Origin of the sequence: Fundidesulfovibrio putealis DSM 16056 (genome assembly GCF_000429325.1) — a bacterium.
GTDB classification, from domain to species: Bacteria; Desulfobacterota; Desulfovibrionia; order Desulfovibrionales; family Desulfovibrionaceae; genus Fundidesulfovibrio; species Fundidesulfovibrio putealis.
The window spans coordinates 21,265-40,005 of sequence record NZ_AUBQ01000017.1 but is presented as its reverse complement, the minus strand read 5'-3'; the positions used below and the strand labels follow the sequence as shown (position 1 = coordinate 40,005).

General features: G+C 65.7%; 11 protein-coding genes. 6 read left to right on the top strand and 5 right to left on the bottom strand.

Annotated features, from left to right (window positions below; genetic code table 11):
* Positions 1-17 precede the first annotated feature (17 nt).
* Positions 18-1,127, bottom strand: a complete 1,110-nt coding sequence (locus G453_RS26490; RefSeq protein ID WP_051272465.1) for a VgrG-related protein — start codon at positions 1,125-1,127, stop codon at positions 18-20.
* Between the two features lie 86 nt (positions 1,128-1,213).
* Here G453_RS26490 and G453_RS0114625 point away from each other — a divergent pair, with 86 nt between their 5' ends.
* The 4 genes from G453_RS0114625 (at position 1,214) to G453_RS24290 (ending at position 6,890) form a co-directional block, all read left to right on the top strand.
* Positions 1,214-3,484 (top strand): CHASE2 domain-containing protein, encoded by a 2,271-nt coding sequence (locus tag G453_RS0114625; RefSeq protein ID WP_051272464.1) that lies wholly within the window; start codon positions 1,214-1,216, stop codon positions 3,482-3,484.
* 131 nt (positions 3,485-3,615) lie between these two features.
* A complete protein-coding gene (mnmE, locus tag G453_RS0114620; protein ID WP_027191654.1) occupies positions 3,616-5,016 on the top strand; it encodes a tRNA uridine-5-carboxymethylaminomethyl(34) synthesis GTPase MnmE in 1,401 nt (466 codons plus the stop codon).
* A gap of 68 nt (positions 5,017-5,084) precedes the next feature.
* Complete coding sequence (locus G453_RS24295; RefSeq protein ID WP_043645943.1) at positions 5,085-5,366, top strand: hypothetical protein; 282 nt, start codon at positions 5,085-5,087, stop codon at positions 5,364-5,366.
* Between the two features lie 12 nt (positions 5,367-5,378).
* On the top strand, positions 5,379-6,890 hold the full coding sequence (locus G453_RS24290) for an ABC transporter substrate-binding protein (protein ID WP_084502381.1): 1,512 nt from the start codon (positions 5,379-5,381) through the stop codon (positions 6,888-6,890).
* Positions 6,891-7,483: 593 nt separating this feature from the next.
* Here G453_RS24290 and rnr read toward each other — a convergent pair.
* Genes rnr through G453_RS26485 form a run of 3 tightly spaced genes read right to left on the bottom strand, consistent with a single transcriptional unit; the run spans position 7,484 to position 12,536 of the window.
* Entirely contained in the window at positions 7,484-9,808 is a 2,325-nt protein-coding gene (gene rnr / locus G453_RS24285; RefSeq protein ID WP_084502379.1) for a ribonuclease R, read from the bottom strand.
* A complete protein-coding gene (locus G453_RS0114600) occupies positions 9,808-11,103 on the bottom strand; it encodes a diguanylate cyclase (RefSeq protein ID WP_027191653.1) in 1,296 nt (431 codons plus the stop codon). Before G453_RS0114600 ends, rnr begins: the two co-directional genes overlap by 1 nt.
* Positions 11,094-12,536, bottom strand: a complete 1,443-nt coding sequence (locus tag G453_RS26485; protein WP_051272461.1) for a PAS domain-containing sensor histidine kinase — start codon at positions 12,534-12,536, stop codon at positions 11,094-11,096. Before G453_RS26485 ends, G453_RS0114600 begins: the two co-directional genes overlap by 10 nt.
* A gap of 220 nt (positions 12,537-12,756) precedes the next feature.
* Between G453_RS26485 and G453_RS0114590 the strand changes: the two genes are divergently transcribed.
* Positions 12,757-13,164, top strand: coding sequence for a cupin domain-containing protein (locus G453_RS0114590; protein ID WP_027191652.1), 408 nt, complete (start codon positions 12,757-12,759; stop codon positions 13,162-13,164).
* A 667-nt stretch (positions 13,165-13,831) separates the two neighbouring features.
* On the top strand, positions 13,832-16,255 hold the full coding sequence (locus G453_RS0114585) for a methyl-accepting chemotaxis protein (protein WP_027191651.1): 2,424 nt from the start codon (positions 13,832-13,834) through the stop codon (positions 16,253-16,255).
* A 138-nt stretch (positions 16,256-16,393) separates the two neighbouring features.
* On the opposite strand, the gene G453_RS0114580 is transcribed toward G453_RS0114585, so the two are convergent.
* Positions 16,394-18,457 (bottom strand): methyl-accepting chemotaxis protein, encoded by a 2,064-nt coding sequence (locus tag G453_RS0114580; RefSeq protein WP_027191650.1) that lies wholly within the window; start codon positions 18,455-18,457, stop codon positions 16,394-16,396.
* Between the last annotated feature and the right edge of the window lie 284 nt (positions 18,458-18,741).

Below are 18,741 nucleotides of genomic sequence, written 5' to 3'. Positions count from 1 at the left end.
GAGCAGTCCAGGCTCGGTCAGGTGCCGGAATAGTGACGGTCCAGAAGGGTCAGCGCCTGCGTCTTTTCCCGGCCATAGCGCGAGAGCATGGCTCCGCGCCCCACCAGGGGGCTGTTGCCCCAGCAGCTCAGGCGTCTTTTGTACACTTCCTCGATCAGGGCCTTCTCGAAGTGCACCACGCGCCGCTCCTCCACGATGCGCCCCTTGATGGCCGTGACCGAGGCCACGAAGATGTCCGCCGCGCCGCCCGGCCCGTGCTGCACGGCGGCGCTCCAGAGCACCTCCCGGCTGGCCGGGGACAGGGCCGAAACATCCACGCCGGAGCGCGAGTAGATCTCCGCCACGGCGGGGCGGTAGTGCGTGGCCTGGATGAACTCGTATTGCAGCCGCTCGAAGCGCTTGGGATTCTCCGCCGCGATGCGCCGCCATTCGGCGGGAACCGAGCCGCCCGTGGAGCCGGTGTCCGCCGGGCCGCGCCCGGAGAGCCTCACGTGCAGGTCCGGGGCGCGGTCTTTCAAGTAGCGCAGGAAGTTTCCGAACGTGGGCGTGCCCGCCGCGATCTGGAAGGTGCCGTAGCTGGTTCCGGCGGAGGGCGTGTGCCCCACCGAGGCCGCCCCGTCCGTGCCCGACTCGAACCGCGCGGCCAGGGTGCCCGGCGTCGGCGTGTGCGCGGGCCGCGCTCCAGGGGGCTGTTGCGGTATGAAGCAGGCCATGGTGTAGGTGGGCGTGGGGCGCAGCACGGCCTTTGATTTTCCCCACAGGGTGGTCTCGGCCCGTCTGGCCCAGCCTTCGGGGACGTCGGGGCTGACCGAGGCCAGCGCCACGGGTTGGCGCACCGACTGCCAGTCGATGCTGGCGCGCACCTCGCCGGGGATGAGCGGATCGCCAAGGAACATGTCCCGGACGGCCTTGCGGGCCAAAGACGGGTTCAGCGCCGACACGGCCATGTCCGCCGCGCTGGAGCCGGTCGCGCGGGCGAGATCCGGCCAGGGGGGGCTCACGCAGAAGGCCTGCCAGACGCACAGCAGGTAACCCACGCCGGCGGACAGCAGCAGGCGTTTGCTCTGCGGGTCCAGGCGTGCGATCATGCGGGCCAGGCGGCTTTTGGCGCGGGTTGGATCGTCCATCGTGTGCGTTGGGGCGGGCGTTGGGTTTTCCTCGGGGGACCGCCCGCCATGTTGACTGCCATATACGATTTTGTGGAGAGTGGAAAGTGTCCCGCAAGTCCAAAAACTCTTCAGGCAAAGACTTTTTCAGACGCCTGCGCGACCCCAGGCTCTGGCTCATGCAGTTTCTGCCGGGGCTCGCAGTGACCGTCGCGCTGTCCTTCGTCCACTGGACCAGTCCCTCCTGGCTGGGGTTCCTGGACTACAAGGTCTACGACGTGCTGCTGCGGCAACGCCCCCGCCCGGTGCAGTCCGGCCACGTGGCCGTGATCGACCTGGACGAGAAGAGCCTGGCCGAAATCGGCCAGTGGCCCTGGCCGCGCCACCAGGTTGCCCTACTGCTGGGGCGGCTCAAGCAGTACGGCGTGCTGGCCGTGGGCATGGACGTCATCTTCGCGGAGCCGGACCAGACCTCGCCCGAGACCATCCGCAAAAAGCTCGCCTCGCTCGGCGTGAACATGGACTTCACCGGCCTGCCCGACGACCTGCGCGACAACGACAGGCTCCTGGCCAGGATGCTCGGGGCCGGACCGTACGTGCTGGGCTACTTCTTCACCTACCAGGCCAGCGACAGCGCCACCGCGCAGGCCTGCACGCTGCCGCCGCCGCGCCTTGCCGTGCGCCGCTCCCAGGACGCGGCGGGCGCGCCGCTCCTGCTGGCCCAGGCCTACTCCGCCGTGTGCCCGCTGCCGGAGCTGGCCGCGTCCGGAGGCTGGGCCGGGTTCTTCAACTCCTTTCCGGACCGCGACAACATCGTGCGCTGGGTGCCGCTGGCCGTATCCTACAACCAGACCGCCTTCCCGAGCCTCGCCGTGTCCACGCTGATGCGGGCTTTCGGCGACCAGGGCGCGGTGCTGAGCGTCTCGCCGGACGGCTACGGCGGGCAGGACATGGACATAACCCTGGATATGGGGGAGCTGGGCAAACGCAAGGTCCCCCTGGACCGGCGCGGGGGCCTGCTGCTCGACTATCGCGGCCCGGCCAGGACCTTCCCCTACATCTCGGCGGCGGACGTGATGCGCGGCGACGTGGCCGCAGCCGACCTGCGAGGCAAAATCGTGTTCTTGGGCACCTCCGCGCGCGGCCTCCAGGACATCCGGGCAACCCCCCTGGACCAGGAATTCCCCGGCGTGGAGGCCCACGCCACCATCGCGGACATGATCATCTCCGACAAATACCTGCGCCACCCCATCGACGCCTGGTACCTGGAACTGACGCTGCTGGCCGCGTTCGGGCTGGGGGTCACGGTGCTGCTCATGTTCACGCGCTCGCTCTGGGTGGGGGCCTTGAGCCTTCTGGCCGGGGGCGGCATGTGGTACGCCTCGGCCCTGTGCATGAACCGGCTGGACCTGTACGTGTCGCCGCTCACGCCGCTCATGGCCCTTGGCGTCAACTTCACGCTGCTCACGTTCCTGAAGTTCCTGAACGAGGAGCGCCAGAAGCGCTTCATCCAGGGGGCCTTCTCACACTATCTGTCCCCTGACGTGGTGTCCCAGATCGTGGACGAACCGGGCAAGCTGACCCTCACCGGCGAGGAAAAGGACGTGAGCATCCTGTTCTCGGACGTGCGCGGCTTCACCAGCATGTCGGAGAAGCTCTCGCCCACGCAGGTGGTGGCGCTGCTCCATGAATACCTGACCCCCATGACGCGCCTGGTCACCGGAAGCTTCGGCACCCTGGACAAGTTCATCGGCGACGCCATCATGGCCTTCTGGAACGCGCCCCTGGACGTGGCGGACCATCCGCGAAAGGCCGTGGAGACCGCACTCTCCATGCTGCGCGAGCTGGACACGCTCAATGTCGGGTTCCGGCTGCGCTACGGCTTCGAGATCCAGATCGGCATCGGCCTGCACCACGGCCCGGTGCGCGTGGGCAACTTCGGCTCCGAGGACCTGTTCGACTACACCATCATCGGCGACAACGTGAACCTGTGCTCGCGCCTTGAGGGCCTTACCAAGTATTACCACCAACGCGTGCTGGTGACGGGGGCCATACGCGACAGCGCGGGCGAGGGCTTCTTGTGGCAGGAGGTGGACCGGGTACGGGTGAAGGGCAAGCATGAGCCCGTGACCATCCACACCGTGCACGGGCTGGCTGCGGCTGTCTCGACGGAACTCGCGCAGGAGCTGGCCCGCTGGGATGCGGGGCTGGCCCTGTACCGTCAGGGGAATTTCCATGAGGCCCTGGCGCTGTTCGAGGCCCTGAAGGCCGACACCGGGCAGGACCTGTACGAACTCTACGCCAGCCGCTGCCGCACGCTGGAAGCCGCGCCGCCCGGCCCGGACTGGGACGGCGTGTTCGAGCACACCACAAAATAGGCCGCCATGGCCGCAAAGACGTAAAGACACGATAATGAAGCAAGCACGTGATACCGGTACCTCGTCAGCGCGCATTCAACAAACGCATGCCCCATCGAACAGGGGCTTCAAGTCCGCAGGGGAGAGCGTCCGTGCGCGCTGAAGACACCATCGTGGCCGTGGTCACCCCGCCGGGGCGCGGCGGTGTGGGCATCGTGCGCCTCTCCGGGCCGGACGCCCTTGCCATGGGGCAGCGCCTCTTCAGCTCACCCCGTACGGGTTTCGCAGGGTTCAAGCCCTACCGCCTGCATCACGGCACGCTCCTGGACGCCACGGGCCGCCACCTGGACGACGTGTTGGCCGCCTACATGCCCGGCCCCGGATCCTACACCGGCGAGGACGTGGTGGAGTTCAACTGCCACGGCTCCCCGGCCATCCTGCGCGCATTGGTGGGGGCCGCCCTGTCCCTGGGCGCGCGCCACGCCGCGCCGGGTGAGTTCACCAAGCGGGCCTTCCTGGCCGGGCGCATGGACCTGAGCCAAGCCCAGGCCGTGGCCGAACTGGTGGCGGCGGACACCCTGGCCGGGGCGGGGCTTGCACTGTCCCGGCTGGAAGGGCTCATGGCCCGGCGCGTGGGCGAGCTGCGCTCCCGGCTGGAGGGCCTTCGCATGAGCATCTGCCTCGCGGTGGATTTCCCCGAGGACGAGGGAGAGTGCCTGGACCCGCCGGGATTTCTCGCCGCGCTCGCCGAGGTCATGGACCACATGGGGCTTTTGATCGCGGCTCACGGTCGCGCCCGGCCCTTCCGCGAGGGGGAGCTGGCCGTGCTGGCCGGACCGGTGAACGCGGGCAAGTCAAGCCTCATGAACGCGCTCATCGGGCGCGAGCGGGCCATCGTCTGCGACGTGCCCGGCACCACGCGGGACTTCCTGGAAGAGCAGCTGGACCTGGACGGCCTGCCGGTGCGGCTGGTGGACACCGCCGGGCTGCGCGAAACCGACGACCCGGTGGAGCGCGAGGGGCTGTCGCGTTGCGCCCGCCTGCTGAGCGAGAGCCGGGCGGTGCTGCTGGTGGTGGACGGCTCCAAGGATTTCGACCCTTCAGAACTCTCCGGGGCGCTCTCCGGCGATTGCAGCATCGCCAGCCTGGACCCGGCCCGGACTCTGGCCGTGGTCAACAAGTGCGACTTGGCGCCTGCCGGACGCGACCCGGCGCATGTGTTGGCCGAAGCCGGATTCACGGTGCTTCGCGTGTCGGCCCGCACCGGCCATGGCCTGGAAGAGCTGTGCCGGACCCTGCGCGCGCGCCTTCTGGGCGCGGACGCCGCACTGCCCGAGTCGGAGCCCGTGCCCAACGACCGCGAGTGCGCCCTCCTGGCCCAGGCCCGCGAAGAGCTCTCCCTGCTGGCCGCAGACCTGGAAGCGGGCGTCCCTCCCGATCTTCTCGGGGTGCGCCTGGAGACGGCCTGCTCCCATCTGGCCTCCATCACCGGGGAGATCACTCCGGACGGCGTCCTGAACGCGGTGTTTGACGGATTCTGCATTGGGAAGTGAGGCTTGTTCGTGTTTTTAAGTTTCCTTTTGGCAGGCTCCAGTCTATACCAATCAAGAGGATTTCCGGAATGCAGGAACTAGCGGCGCGATACCTGGAGCATTTCTCCATCGATTTCGACGGTGGAGCGCGGGTCAGCCTGAAGAGCACTGCGCCGGAAGAACTCAAGGAACTTGATCGTGTAATCTGCGACCTGTTCGGACCGGACAAACAGGTCTGCGTGTACGAGGCCCTCTGCGTGGCTGCGGAAGCGGAATTGCCGCATTGCGCCGAGGTTGACGAAAAAGTCTGCCCCCTGGACCTCTATTTTGTAGTGGTTGATTTCCTGGGCGCGCAGGCTTTCCCAACATAATGGAGGCGCTTGATGCGATCTGTCGGCTCTTCGGCAAGAACTGTATTTTTCCTGATACTCTTTGTGTTCGGTCTGGCCTTTTCCTCTTTCGCCCAGGACGCCCCGGCTGCGCCTGACGCTGCGCCAGCCCCGGCCCAGCCCGCCAAGCCCGCGAAGCAGCCGGCCAAAGCAGCTGCCAAGCCCGCCGCCAAACCCGGTGAGGTCATGCCCCTGGACCAGCCTGCCGCGCCCGCCGATACGGCTGCGCCCGCTCCCGCCGCAGCGCCCGCACCCAAGGGCAAGGCCGCCCCGGCCCCCGCTGCTGACGGCGCCGCCCAGATCAGGCCTTCGAAGGGCATGGCCGTTCCCGCCAAGTCCAAGCTCAGCGGCGGCAAGCTGACCATCGGCGCGCTCCTGCCCCTCACCGGCCCCCAGGCGGCCCAGGGGCAGAGCTCCAAGGTCGCTCTTGAACTGGCCGCGTCCGACATCAACGCCTACCTGGCCGAGAACGGCTCCGCCGAACGCGTCAGCGTCCAGGTGGAAGACACCGCCTCCTCCGGCGCGAAAGCCCTGGAGCGCCTGAAGGCCCTGGCCGTGTCCGGGGTGCGCGTGGTGGTCGGCCCCTACACCGACAACGAAGTGGACGCCGTCCTCGATTTCGCCAACAAGAACAACATCATGCTCCTCTCGCAGGGCAGCGCAGGCCCCTATCTGGGCAAGTCCGACAACCTGCTGCGCTTCTCCCCCTCGGACGCCTATCAGGCCGAGGCCCTGGCCGTGCTGGCCTCCCAGGAAGGCTGCACGCAGCTCATCGCCATCTGGGAAGGCGACATGTACGGCGACGAGCTCATCACGCACATCAAGGGACAGTTCGCCAACCAGGGCGGGCAGGTTCTGGCCGGAACGCGTTTCCGCCCCGAAGTGACCCAGTTCACCAGCTACGTGGCCGACCTCAAGGCCCAGATCGACAAGCAGGTCAAGGACAAGAGCAAGCTGGCCGTGATCGTCGCCGCGCGCGGCACGCAGACCGCCGGAATCCTGCGCGAGGCCGCCAAGCTCGCCGGACTGGGCGACGCCAAGTGGTACGGCGGAGACGACTCCTCCCTGCGCGGCTCCGTCATCTCCGATCAGGCCGTTGCCCAGTTCGCAGCCAAGGTGCGCATGGCCTTCGCCCGCTACGGCGAGACCGGCACGACCCTCTATTCCGAGCTGGAAAAGCGCCTGGAAGACCGCCTGCAAGCCTTCGTGGATACCCAGGCCGTGGTCGCCTATGACGTCGTCTGGCTGGCCGCCTTCACGGCCATGGCCTCCGGCGAGGACGCCTCCGTGCTCAGGAAGGCCATCCCGGCTACCGCCGAGCGCTTCTACGGCGCGAGCGGCTGGCTGGCCCTCAACGAGTACGGCGACCGCCGCGAAGATTACGACTTCGACTTCTGGACCATCAGGAACATCGACGGCAAGTTCTATTGGATCAAGACCGCCCGCTATCAGTACGATCCGGGCAGCGTGAAGCAGCTCATCATCAACGCGCCCGAAAAAGAGTAGCCTCTCCAGGTTTCGCAACCAAGGCCCCGGAAACGAGAGTTTCCGGGGCCTTTTTCGTGTTGAGAGCCGGGCTCTGCCCGGACTCGCTGGGCTCCGCCCAGACCCGCCAGGGCTCTGCCCTGGACCCGGCAGGGGAGAAGCCTCCCCTGCACCCGGCTTGTAGCTTCGCGTCGTGTGCGGGTGTGTTGAGTTGGCTGGCGGCAGGGGCTGTCCCGTTCGTGTCCTGGCGGGCGGGCTGGAACCGATGTGAAGGCTGGGGCTGGGGGCTGTTCCGTCCACGCCAAGGGCGGCGGGCTAGAACCGATTGGAAGACGATTCGTCGCCCGCCGCCCTTGGCGCGTCCGTCACAACCCCCAGCCCCAGCCTTCACCGACGACGGCGATTTCCAGAAACAGAGCCCTGAAGCGCGGCTTTGCGCGCTTCAGGGCTCTATATTTTTCAGGAATCTACACCGTAGCAATACGTTACGCGAAGCGGATGCAGGGTCCAGGGGGATCATTCCCCTGGCGGGAGAGTGCAGAGAGGGCGGAGCCCTCTTTGCCCGCCGGAGGCCTCTCTTTCGCAGTAATCAGCGCGTCACGCCGCGTCCCCGCCTAATCCGACTTTTTCCCGCGTCCCTTGGGCTTTTTCGCAGCTCCCTTGGTCTGGCCGAAGTAGCCGCCTTTGCTCTTGGCCTTCCCGGCGGGCTTGCGGCCCCCGCCCGGCCTGGGTGCGTCGCCGTTGCGGGTCGGGCGGGGGGCGGTGAGCTTGCCGTGCTGCTTGCGCGGGAGCCCCTGCACGCCGCCGTCCTCGGCCAGCTTGAGGTTCACCTCCAGCCTGCCCAGCTGCACGTCGGTCAATTCCACTCGCACGGCCTGTCCCAGGCGGAAGCGGCGTCCGGTGTGCTGTCCGAGCAGCTCCTGGCGTTCGGGGAACAGGGCGTAGTAGTCGTCTGTCAGGGTGGAGAGGCGCACCATGCCCTCGGCCATCACCTGGGTCAGCTCCACCCAGAAGCCGAAGTCGGCCAGGGAGGAGATGACGCCGTCGAAGGTCTGGCCCACCTTGTCGCGCATGAAGAGCACGGTGATGCGCTTCAAGATTTCGCGCTCGGCTTCCATGGCCACGCGTTCGCGCTGGCTGATGTGCTCGCACACGGCCTGCATGCGCTTGGCGGGGACAGGGGCTTCCTGCTTGGCCAGCACGGCCTTCAGGCCCCGGTGCACCATGAGGTCTGCGTAGCGTCTGATGGGCGAGGTGAAGTGGCAGTAGCACTCGGAGGCCAGGCCGAAGTGCCCCTGGTTGGAGGTGTTGTACTTGGCCTGCATCATGGAGCGCAGCATGAGCCGGTTGGCCAGAAACTCCATCTCGGTGCCTTCCACCTGGGCCAAAAGGCTCTGGAGCGACTCGATGGAGGGCGTGGCCGGGAGCTTCAGGCCGATGTCCGTGCGCTTGAGCACGCCGAAGAGCGTTTCCAGCTTGTCCGGGTCGGGCTCGGGGTGGATGCGGTAGGGCAGGGGGGCTTTGTGGGCCGTGAGGAACCGGGCCACGGCCTCGTTGGCCGCGATCATGAACTCCTCGATGATCTGGTGGCCGAAGTGGCGCACGCGCGGGCGGATGTCCTCGGCCTCGCCCTGGAGGTTGAAGAGGATCTCCGGCTCGGGCAGGTCGAAGTCCAGGCTGCCGCGCTCGGAGCGGCGGGCGCGGATGGCGCGGGCCAGCTTCTCGGCGGTTTCCAGCATGGGCATCACGTGGGAGATGGCGGCGCGCTCGGCCTCGTCGCCAAGGAGCAGCGCCCGGTTCACCTGTGAGTAGGTCAGACGGGCTTTGCTCTGGATGACCGCCGGGTAGAAGCGGCTCTCGCCGGGGTGGCCGTCCTGGGAGTAGTCGGTCTCCACCACCATGGCCAGGCGGGCCACGCCGGGGTTCAGGCTGCACAGGCCGTTGGAGAGCGCTTCCGGGAACATGGGCTCCACGGACTGGGGGAAATAATAGGAGTTGCCGCGCTCCATGGCCTCGCGGTCCAGGGCGGAACCTTCGGGCACGTAATGTCCCACGTCCGCGATGGCCACCCACAGGCGGTAGCCCTTGCCTGCGGCCTCCACCAGGATGGCGTCGTCGAAGTCGCGCGCTTTCACGCCGTCGATGGTGACGAAGCCTGCGTCGCGCATGTCCTTGCGGCCCGCGAAGTCGGCCTCGCCGGGCACGGAGGGCAGCCCGGCGGCCTGGTCCAGGCAGGACTGCGGGAAGGGGCCTGGCACGCCGTGGTTCAGCTTGACCAGCCGCTCCTGCACGGAGACGTCGTTCTCGTTGCCCAGGGCCTCGATGAGCTCCCCTGCGTAGAGCTGCTCGTCGAGCTTCTCTCCGGCGGCCAGAGTGAGCACGTCGCCCAGGGTGGGGGCGTCCACGCCCGGCTCCAGCTCCAGGAGCAGGGCGTGCTTGTGGCGCGGGTCGGTGGGGCGGCACAGGTAGAACCCCTGGCGGATGCGGCGCTCCACGCGGCAGGGCAGGTGCGGGTTCTGGCGCTCCAGCACCCGGACCACGCGGCCCTCGCAGCTGGGGCCGCGCTGGCGCGTGACCACGATGGCCACGCGGTCGCCGTGCCATGCTTCACCGAAGTCGCGGGGGTTTATGAAGATGTCCTTGCGGCGCTTGTCGTCGCAGATGACGAAGCCCACGCCGGAGCGCTGAATCTCCAGGCGTCCCGTGACCATGTTCATGCTGTCGGGCAGGCCCCAGGCTCCCTTGAGGTTTATCAGGCGGCCCGCTTCCACAAGCTGGTCCAGCAGGTGGGTCACCTTGGCCTTATGCTGCTTGTAGCCGCCAAGGCCGTGCAGCACCTCCTTGAGGGTGAGGGGCTTTGCGCGTTCCTTGAACAGCCGCAGGATCGCGGCCTGGTCCATGGATGCCTCGGGGCGTTGTGATTTGTCTTTCTTTCCCATCAGGCGGTCTCCACCCGGTTGCGGCCATTGTTTTTGGCCTTGTATAGAGCTTTGTCCACCCTGTTGAGGAGCGATTCCAGCGATTCCCCTTCGGCCGATTCGGCCACGCCGAAGCTGCACGTAAGCTGCCCGGCCAGGGGAAAGGACGTCGATTCGATGTCCTCGCGCAGACGCTCCGCGAATTCCAGCGCATCAACGAGGGTGGTTACGGGCGTGAGGATCATGAACTCCTCGCCGCCCCAGCGTCCCAGCGTATCGGTGTCCCTGATGGCGCGCCTGACCAGCGCGGCCAGTTCCACCAGCACCAGGTCGCCCACGGTGTGGCCGTGGGTGTCGTTTATGTTCTTGAAGTGGTCGATGTCGAACATGATGAGGCTCATGGGCATCTTGTAGCGGCGGAAGCGCGCGTGCTCCGCGCTTATGTATTCGGCCAGCTTGAAGCGGTTGGACACGCCGGTGAGGCTGTCCGTGGTGGCCCGGTACAGGAGCTGGACCCTCTCGCGCTCCAGTGGCGTGATGTCCGTGAAGGTGACGATGTCGCGATCCAGGTCGCCGAACCGCCGGGCCGTCACCCAGAAGGTGTTCTCGGCCACGCACTCCTCGCCGGAGGCCGAGAAGCAGGCGGTGTGCTGATGGTCCGGGAGCATCCTGAGTTCCGAAATCCAGGAGAAGTCCGACAGGTGGTAGCGCACCCCGGCCACGTGGATTTCGTTCATCGCGCCGCGCGCTCCGGCGAACAGGGTCTCCAGGCTGTCCTGCCCGACGAATTGCAGGAAAGTCTGGTTGGCGTAGTCCACGTGTCCGTGCTCCGAGGAGATGATGAGGTGCGGGTTGATGTCCAGCAGATAGGACACCAGCTGGTTCCTGGCCTCTTCCTGGTTGCGTTGCAGCACGAAGCTGGCGTTCTTGAAGAGCACCGGGATCAGGGCGTCGGGGTCGATGGGCTTGGACACGTAGCCGTCGATGCCCACCTCGATTGCTTTCTGGAGGAAGTGCTCCTCGTTATGGGCGGTAACGGCGATGATCGGGGTGTCGGGCGATTCGGTCTTCATGATGGCGGCCATGGACAGTCCGTCCATGACGGGCATGTTGATGTCTGTCAGCACCATGTCGGGCTGGAGTTCCCGGAAGAGTCGCAGCGCCTCGGAGCCGTCCGCCGCAGGATGGACCACGTCCACCGTGCGCGAGAGCAGCCTGCCCAACTGCTCGCGGGTGAAGGCGTCGTCCTCCACCAGGAGCAGGCTGATTCGTGAAAGGGTTTCAGTGGGGGAGAGCGGGGCTTTTCTCAACGGCATGGGCTGTCGTCCTTTTGTACTGCTTCGGCGGGCGCCAGGGGAACGCTTACGGTGAACACCGCCCCGATTGCTCCGGAGCCGGTCCCGGAGTCGGAATTGAAGACGCCGAGGCGTCCCTGCATATGGTCTTCTATGATGCGCTTGGACATGTATAGCCCCAGTCCGGTACCTTTGTCCTGGGGTTTCGTGGTGAAATACGGCTCGAAGATGCGCGTCATGTTCTGCTCCGGGACGCCTCCGCCGTTGTCGGCGATGCTGATCTCGGCGAAGCCGTCGCGCTCGGCCACCGACACCCGGATGAAGCCGTGGCGGTTGCCCGAATTCAGGATTGCGTCGCGGGCGTTTGCCAGGAGGTTCAGGATCACCTGGGAGAACTCGCCCCGGTAGCCCAGGATGGTCGCAGGCAGGCCGAGGTCGCGCTCCACGCTGATGCCCGCCTGGATCAGGCTCGCTTCCATGAGGCTCAGGGCTTCCTTAACGGGGTCGCAGACCTGGAAAATGTTCTTCTCCTTGTCGGGTTTGAAGAAGTTCCTGAAGTCGTCGATGGTGCGCGACATGGCCGTCAGGATGTCGCGTCCCTGCGCGGCGTAGAGGTCGAATTCGGCTGTGTCGACCGTGCCGGCCTTGGCGTCGAAGGTCAGGTTTGCCATCAGGAGCCCCAGCGCGTTCAGGGGTTGGCGCCACTGATGGGCGATGTTTCCGATCATCTCCCCCATGGCCGCCAGCCTGGACTGCTGCATGAGCAGGACGTCCTTGCGGCGGTTTTCCTCGACGCCCTGGGCAACGCTGGTTTCAAGGCTGTTGCGGACGCTCCTCAGTTCTTCCATGGCCTGCCTGGACGAGGTGATGTCCTGGCGCAGCACCATGAGTCCGACGGTCCTGCCGCCGTGCACCAGGGTCTTCTTCAGCACTTCGAGCGTGGACTCGCTGCCGTCCTGGTGGCGGAAGGCCACGCAGTAGCGGACCTCGCCGACCTTCCAGGCCAGCTCGTCGGTCTCCAGCACCGTGGAGTTGATGAACCCTGCGTTCGGTGAGAGGGCCTTGATGTCGGTGACGGTTTTGCCCATCAGGGCTGCGGCGTCCAGGCCCGTCGCGTCCTGCATGGCTTGGTTTGCCACCAGCCAGCGCCCTGCGGTGTCCTGGAAGCAGACCTGGTTGGGGATGGCCTGGATCAGGGCGTTCAGGCGCTGCTCGCTCTCGATGCGGGCGTTGCGCTCCCTGGCCCGCTCGGCGGAGTCCATGGCCAGCGCGGCCACGCAGGCGCAGGCGAAAGCCGCGATGTGCAGCAGGGCGGCCAGGGGGAAGGCCGCGCCGCCAAGGCTCGCCCCCCCCTCGCCGGGGGAGCTCGCGGAGACCAGCAGGCCGGAGAGCGTCAGCGCCGCGCACAGGGCGAGCATCACGCGCTTGCCGGGGACAAAATCAGAAAAGATCATAGGTGGTTCCGCCCGCTAAGAATACTTCATTTCCTGGATGCCACAAATCGGCTAGGCATCAAAGAGAAAATGCGTGCCCGTGTGCAGCAGGCTTTGTCTGCAGGGACCGCAGGCGTACGGGCGGCCAGGTGGCCGTTCCGGACGGATGGCGCGGCGAGCGTATGGCGGTTCATGGCGCACGCAGTCCATGACCGGGAACGTAGTGCAGAGGAGACATGAAGTGCATACCGACAAGCTTCTCGTGGTTCAGGCCCCGGTGACGGATCAGCGCCTGCCCACCCGGCGCATCCTTCAGGAGCGCGGCGAGCTGGCCCTGATCGAGGACGGGCCGGAGTTCAACCATCTGGCCTGCTTCACGCTGCTGCCTGGGCCAGGGTTTTACCGTGGCGGGCATATCCACCGCACCAAAACCGAGCATTTCTACGTGCTGCGCGGGCGCGGGGTGCTCCTCTGGACGGACCCCGCATTGGGCGCGCGCGGGCGCACCGAAGTGGGAGCCGGGGACAAGGTGACCATTCTGCCCGGCCTGGGGCATCGTTTCGAGGCCCTGGAGGAACTGATCGTGGTGGAATATTATCGGGGAGTCCACGACCCGGCGGACGACTCGGTTTTCGACGATTTTTCCTGACCCCTCAGGCCGGAACGAGGGCGGACGAGTTTGAAAACGTCCGCCCCTTCTTCGCGACAGCGCTTGCCATGATCGCGCAACCCGGCCCATGCGACCGGACAAGGACCTGCGGCTCCAGCCGGTGCGAGGCGGGTCGCCTTGATGGCGCATGTCTCCCCCGGGCAATGGCGTCCACGCCAGCAAGCGCCCGCTCCCTGACCCCTTCACCGTGCGCGACGTGTCGCGACATGCTGCGCTGACCTCTTTCTCGGGGCTCCCGCCTTGCCCCCGGCTTCTCCTGGCCTCATTCGGGGTAAAACGTCATCAATTCGGCATTTCCGTGACCGGCTGATCTCATCCAGTGGGCATTTGTTACGACGTTTCATCGAAGTAGGCTGAATGCTTTGGAAAATTAATATTGTGAAATGTTTCCCGCTGGATGCGTCGATACGCAAATATTGATAAAGAACAAAGGCTATGTCGTTTTCGGGCTAGGCGTCGGCCTGTACGTGGCGACGCCGTATATAATGCACTATTTTAATGGATTAGGGAAACTCGTAGGCGTGCCGGGGGATTGGAGAGATGGTCTCTGCCTGTTTCCCTCCGTTGCCGGGATGGCCCCGATATCGTTACGAATGCGAAATGGTAATGTTTAGTATCTGTCCTGTCTATTTACTGTGGGGGAGTGATGGGAATACGCAATAAGATGTTCATGCCCTTTGTCGCGACTATCGTGATCCTGGGTGGCGCGTGCCTCTGGATGCTCAGGAGCTCCCTGGAGGAAGTGGAGGAGAAATTCGTCTCCCAGATTGTCGGAGGCAAAGCCGGAGAGGTGGAGAGCGCCATTGCCAACGTCTCCCGTCTGGCCCTGGAGCAGGCGGTTCTCTTCTCCCAGATGCAGGGGGTGACCGACGCCTTCGAGGAAGCCCTCTCCGGAAACATCTCCGACGAGAAGGACCCCGCCGCGCAGCGCGCCCGCGAACGCATCCGCGCCGAGCTGGCCGGGGCGCTCAAGGGCTTCTCCGACAACATGGGCGGGCGCAAGGTCCAGCTGCACTACCACCTCCCCAACGCCCGCAGCCTGGTGCGCCTGTGGCGCGACAAGCAGGTGACGCGCGACGGCCAGAAGCTGGACGTCTCCGACGACATTTCAAAATTCCGCCCCACGGTCCTGGACGTGAACCGCTCCGGCAAGGCGGTGATGGGCATCGAGCTCGGCGAGGGCGGGTTTGCCATCCGTGGCGTGGCTCCGGTGAAGAACGCGGCAGGCAAGCAGCTCGGCTCCGTGGAAATCCTCACGGACTTCGACCCCATCCTGCAAGGGGCGTCCGGCAGCGGCACGCGGCTTTTGCTGTTCATGAACTCCGAGTTCCTGAACATTACCGCCTCGCTACGCGACCCGGCCAAGAACCCCGTGATGGACAACAAATTCGTGCTGGTGTCCGGGCTCAAGGAGAAGGAGGCCCTGAAGCTTGTGACCTCCCAGTTTCTGGCTGAGGGCCAGAAGGGCCTGGCCATGGCCCGGCACGGCGACGTGGCCCTGGGCGCGTTCCCCATCAAGGACTACAAGGGCGCGCAGACCGGCGTCATGGTTGCGGCCATCGACACCTCGGCGGAGAGCGGCCTGATCGACCGGGCCAAGTACACCCTGGCCGGGCTGCTGCTGGCGCTTCTGACCGTGCCTACCATCATCGCGAGCCTAGCCTTCGCGCGCTACGTGGCCCGCCCCATGGAGCTGATGGTGCAGAAGATCAAGGACATCACCGAGGACAAGGCGGACCTCACCGCCAAGCTCCCCGAGGATTCCAGGGACGAGATGGCGAGCCTGGCCAGCTGGTTCAACCAGCTCATGGTCAAGCTTTCGCGCCTGATCGCACTCAACCAGGCCGTGCTGGATTCCGTGCCCGACCCGCTGTTCGTGGTGGGCGAGGACATGCGCGTCAAGATGGCCAACAAGGCCACCGCCGTGTTTGCCGGGCGTCCGCAGAATGAGCTCATGGGCGTCTCGTGCAGCGACATCTTCAAGACCGGAGTCTGCCGCACCGGAAACTGCCCCATCGACATGGGCAAGAGGGGCATCCCGGTGGCGGAGGACACCCGCATCCAGTGCAGCAAGGACGGCAAGAGGGTGGTGATAAAGCCCTACGTGCAGTCCATCACCGACGCCGAAGGACACCTGCTGGGGTATCTGGAGCTCGCCCAGGACATCACCGCCGTGGTGGACCGCGAGGACGAGCTGGAGGACCATCTGGCCAAGCTTCGCGCCGTGAACCAGGAGATCACCGCCGTCTCGGGAGAGATCACAGGGTCTCTGAGCGTTATCGCCCGGCAGGTGGAAGAAGTGAACGGAGGGGCTGGCGTGCAGCAGCGCCGCGTGGAGGAGACCATGGCCTCCATGTCCCAGATGACCTCAGCCGCCCATGACGTGGCCAGGAGCGCCCAGGCTGCGGCCACCCAGGCCCAGGAGGCCAGGGACACCGCCCGCGAGGGCGAGGCCATGGTGCGCAAGGCCACGGAGGTGATCCATGAAGTCAGGAACCAGACCGAACAGCTGCGCGCCAACATGGCGGGCCTCGGGCAGCGAGCCCAGGACATCGGACGAATCCTGACCGTCATCTCTGACATCGCGGACCAGACCAACCTGCTGGCGCTGAACGCGGCCATCGAGGCCGCCCGGGCCGGCGACGCCGGTCGCGGCTTCGCCGTGGTGGCCGACGAAGTGCGAAAGCTCGCCGAGAAGACCATGCAGGCCACCGGCGAGGTCACCCAGGTGATCACCGCCATCCAGGAAGAGACCCGCAGGAACCAGGGCGTCACCGAACAGGCCGCGCGAACCGTGGACGAAGCGACGGAGCTCTCGGGCCGCTCCGGCGAGACGCTGCACAGGATTGTCGGGCTGGTGGAGAACACCGCCGGACAGGTGCAGACCATCGCCGCCGCAGCCGAAGAGCAGTCCGCAGTGAGCGAACACATCAGCAAGGCCCTGGACGACGTCAACGAGGTGTCGCTCAACACGGCCAGGGGCATGGACGAATCCGCCAGCTCCCTGGCGGAACTGAGCACCCTGGCTGGCCGCCTGCGGGCCGTGACGTCCTCCACCACTCTCGTGTAAATGATTTCGGCCCGCGAGCGCCCCGGCATTGCATCCGGGGCGCTCGCGGGCCGTTTCGATCAGGTCTCGTTTCCTGGCAGGCGCTTGGGCCTATCGGTCAATCCTGCCCGATTCACGTCGTCTGACAGTCCAGGCCTCTTAACGCAGCGCCTTCTGTCCTGCGTCCCCCGATTTCAGCTCCTCGATAAGATTGCCCAGGATCTGCGCCTGTCCGGCCATCTCCTCCACGGCTGCGGCCGATTGCCGCATGGCCTCGGAGGTGATGGTGGAGATGCGGTTCACGTCGTCGATGGAACGGTTGATCTCTTCGCTGGCGGCAGACTGCTCTTCAGCTGCTGTGGCGATGGAGCGCACCTGGTCGGCCACGCGTTCCACCAGTTCGACGATGTTCCCAAGCGCCTCGCCGGACTGGTTGGCCATGCGGGTGGCCTCCTCGATGAGGCGGGCCGAGGTCTCCACGTTCTGGATGTTCAACTTCGCGCCGGTCTGGATGCCCTCGATGGCCGCGCCCACTTCGCGGGTGGCCTGCATGGTCTTCTCGGCGAGCTTTCGCACCTCGTCGGCCACCACGGCGAAGCCGCGTCCGGCGTCGCCGGCCCGGGCAGCCTCGATGGCGGCGTTCAGCGCCAGCAGGTTGGTCTGGTCCGCGATGTCGTTGATGACGGTCATGACCTGGCTTATGCCCTGGGCCTGCTTACCCAGGTTGTCCATGTCGGCCTTCAGGGAGAGGGCCTGGTTCATCACGTGCCCGATTCCCTCGACCACCTTGCCGACAACGCCAGCCCCGTCCTCGGCCTTGTTCTTGGCCTCCATGGCGGTGTCGGCCGCCTGGGAGGAGTTCCTGGCCACCTCGAGGACGGTGGCGTTCATCTCTTCCATGGCGGTGGCGGCCTCGTCGGTGCGCACCGCCTGCTCCTGCGAGCCCCGGCTGGCTTCGTTCACCTGGGCGGTCAGCTCTTCCGAGGCCGTGGACACGATGGCCACCACGCCTTCCAGGCTGGCCGCCGCCGCGAGCATGCCCTCGGTCTTGGCGCGCTCGGCCTGCTGCTTGGCCTCTTCGGCCTCCTGCGTGGCCTTGCGGGCCAGTTCGGTCTGGTGTTCAGCCTCGCGGGTCTTGGCCTCGGAGGTCTTTATCATCTCCTTGAGTTTGTCCACCATGACCCGCAGCGAGTCGGACAGCGTGCCCAGTTCGTCCTGGCGATCCGTGACGAGCTTACGGTTCAGGTCGCCCTCGGCAACGGCTTCGGCAAAGGCCACGTTGGACTTGAGATCCTTGACGATGCTGCGCACGATAAGAAAGATCACCAGGTTCACCAGGATGATGCCGACGCCGCCGAAGAGCAGGGTGGTGTTGCGCACCGCGCCGGAGGCCCTGGCGATGTCCTCGCTGTTGACGGTGACGGCCACGGTCCATCCGGTGGTCTTCTCCCGTATGAAGATGGCCGATTTGGGCACGCCGTTGAACTCGTACTCCACCACGCCCTTGTCCTGGGACAGCATCTTCTTGCCCCAGTCGGTCTCGCTGACGTTGTACTTCATGATGAGCGCATTGTCGGGATGGCTGAAGACCAGTCCGGCCCTGGTGGTCATGAAGGCGTAACCGGTCTGGCCGATTTTCACCGGTGTGATCATGTCTGCGGTGAACTTGGCCAGATCCACGCGCGCGTATATCACGCCCAGCACCTTGTCCCCGGATTTCACAGGCGCGGCCACGATGAACACGGGTTTTCCCGTGACGCGGCTGATGAGCGGCTCGGAGATGCTGGCCTTTCCGGACATGGCCTGTTTGAAATAGTCCCGGTCGGCCAGGCTGCCTCCGGTGGCGGAGTCGGACTCGCTGCTGAGGACGGTTTCACCCTTGGTGTTCAGGAGGTTCACGCCCTGGATGGATTCCTCGAAGTTGCCGAGTTCCTTCAACGCCTTGACGCCCGCCGTCTTAAGCGCCTCGTCCGCTGCGGGGGCGGCCAGGAATTCCTGCAAGGCCCGGTTCTGGCTCTGCATGACCACCGCGCCGCGAATGTCCTCCACGAACATGGTCATGCCTTTGCTGACGCTGTCCGCCACATTGCGGGACGCACTCTGGAGTTCGGTCCAGATCTCCTCGGCCGCCTTGCGGTAGGAGAACACACTGGCAAGCCCGATGCTTATGATGACGATGGCGATGGTAGGGAGAAGCAACTTGCTTTGAATATTGAGTTTCATGGAGAGTCCATCCTTATGGTGGTATATATAATCGCCGCTTGAGGCGTCATTGTTTGCAACGACGACTCAAACGTACATTCCGTTCAGTGGGGAAGCCTCAAAAGACGTTACGGCGCGAAACGGCGGGGGAAGCGGCCAATCCGGAAGGAGACTGGCTGAAGGCATGCTCCGAAATATTTATTTACACTACCCATATACTGTTTGGAATGCAAAGGAGATTGGTGCGCTGCAGCCGGTGCGTCAGGGCGGCGACGCTCCCTGAAGATGGGGCTTTTGGGCCTTTT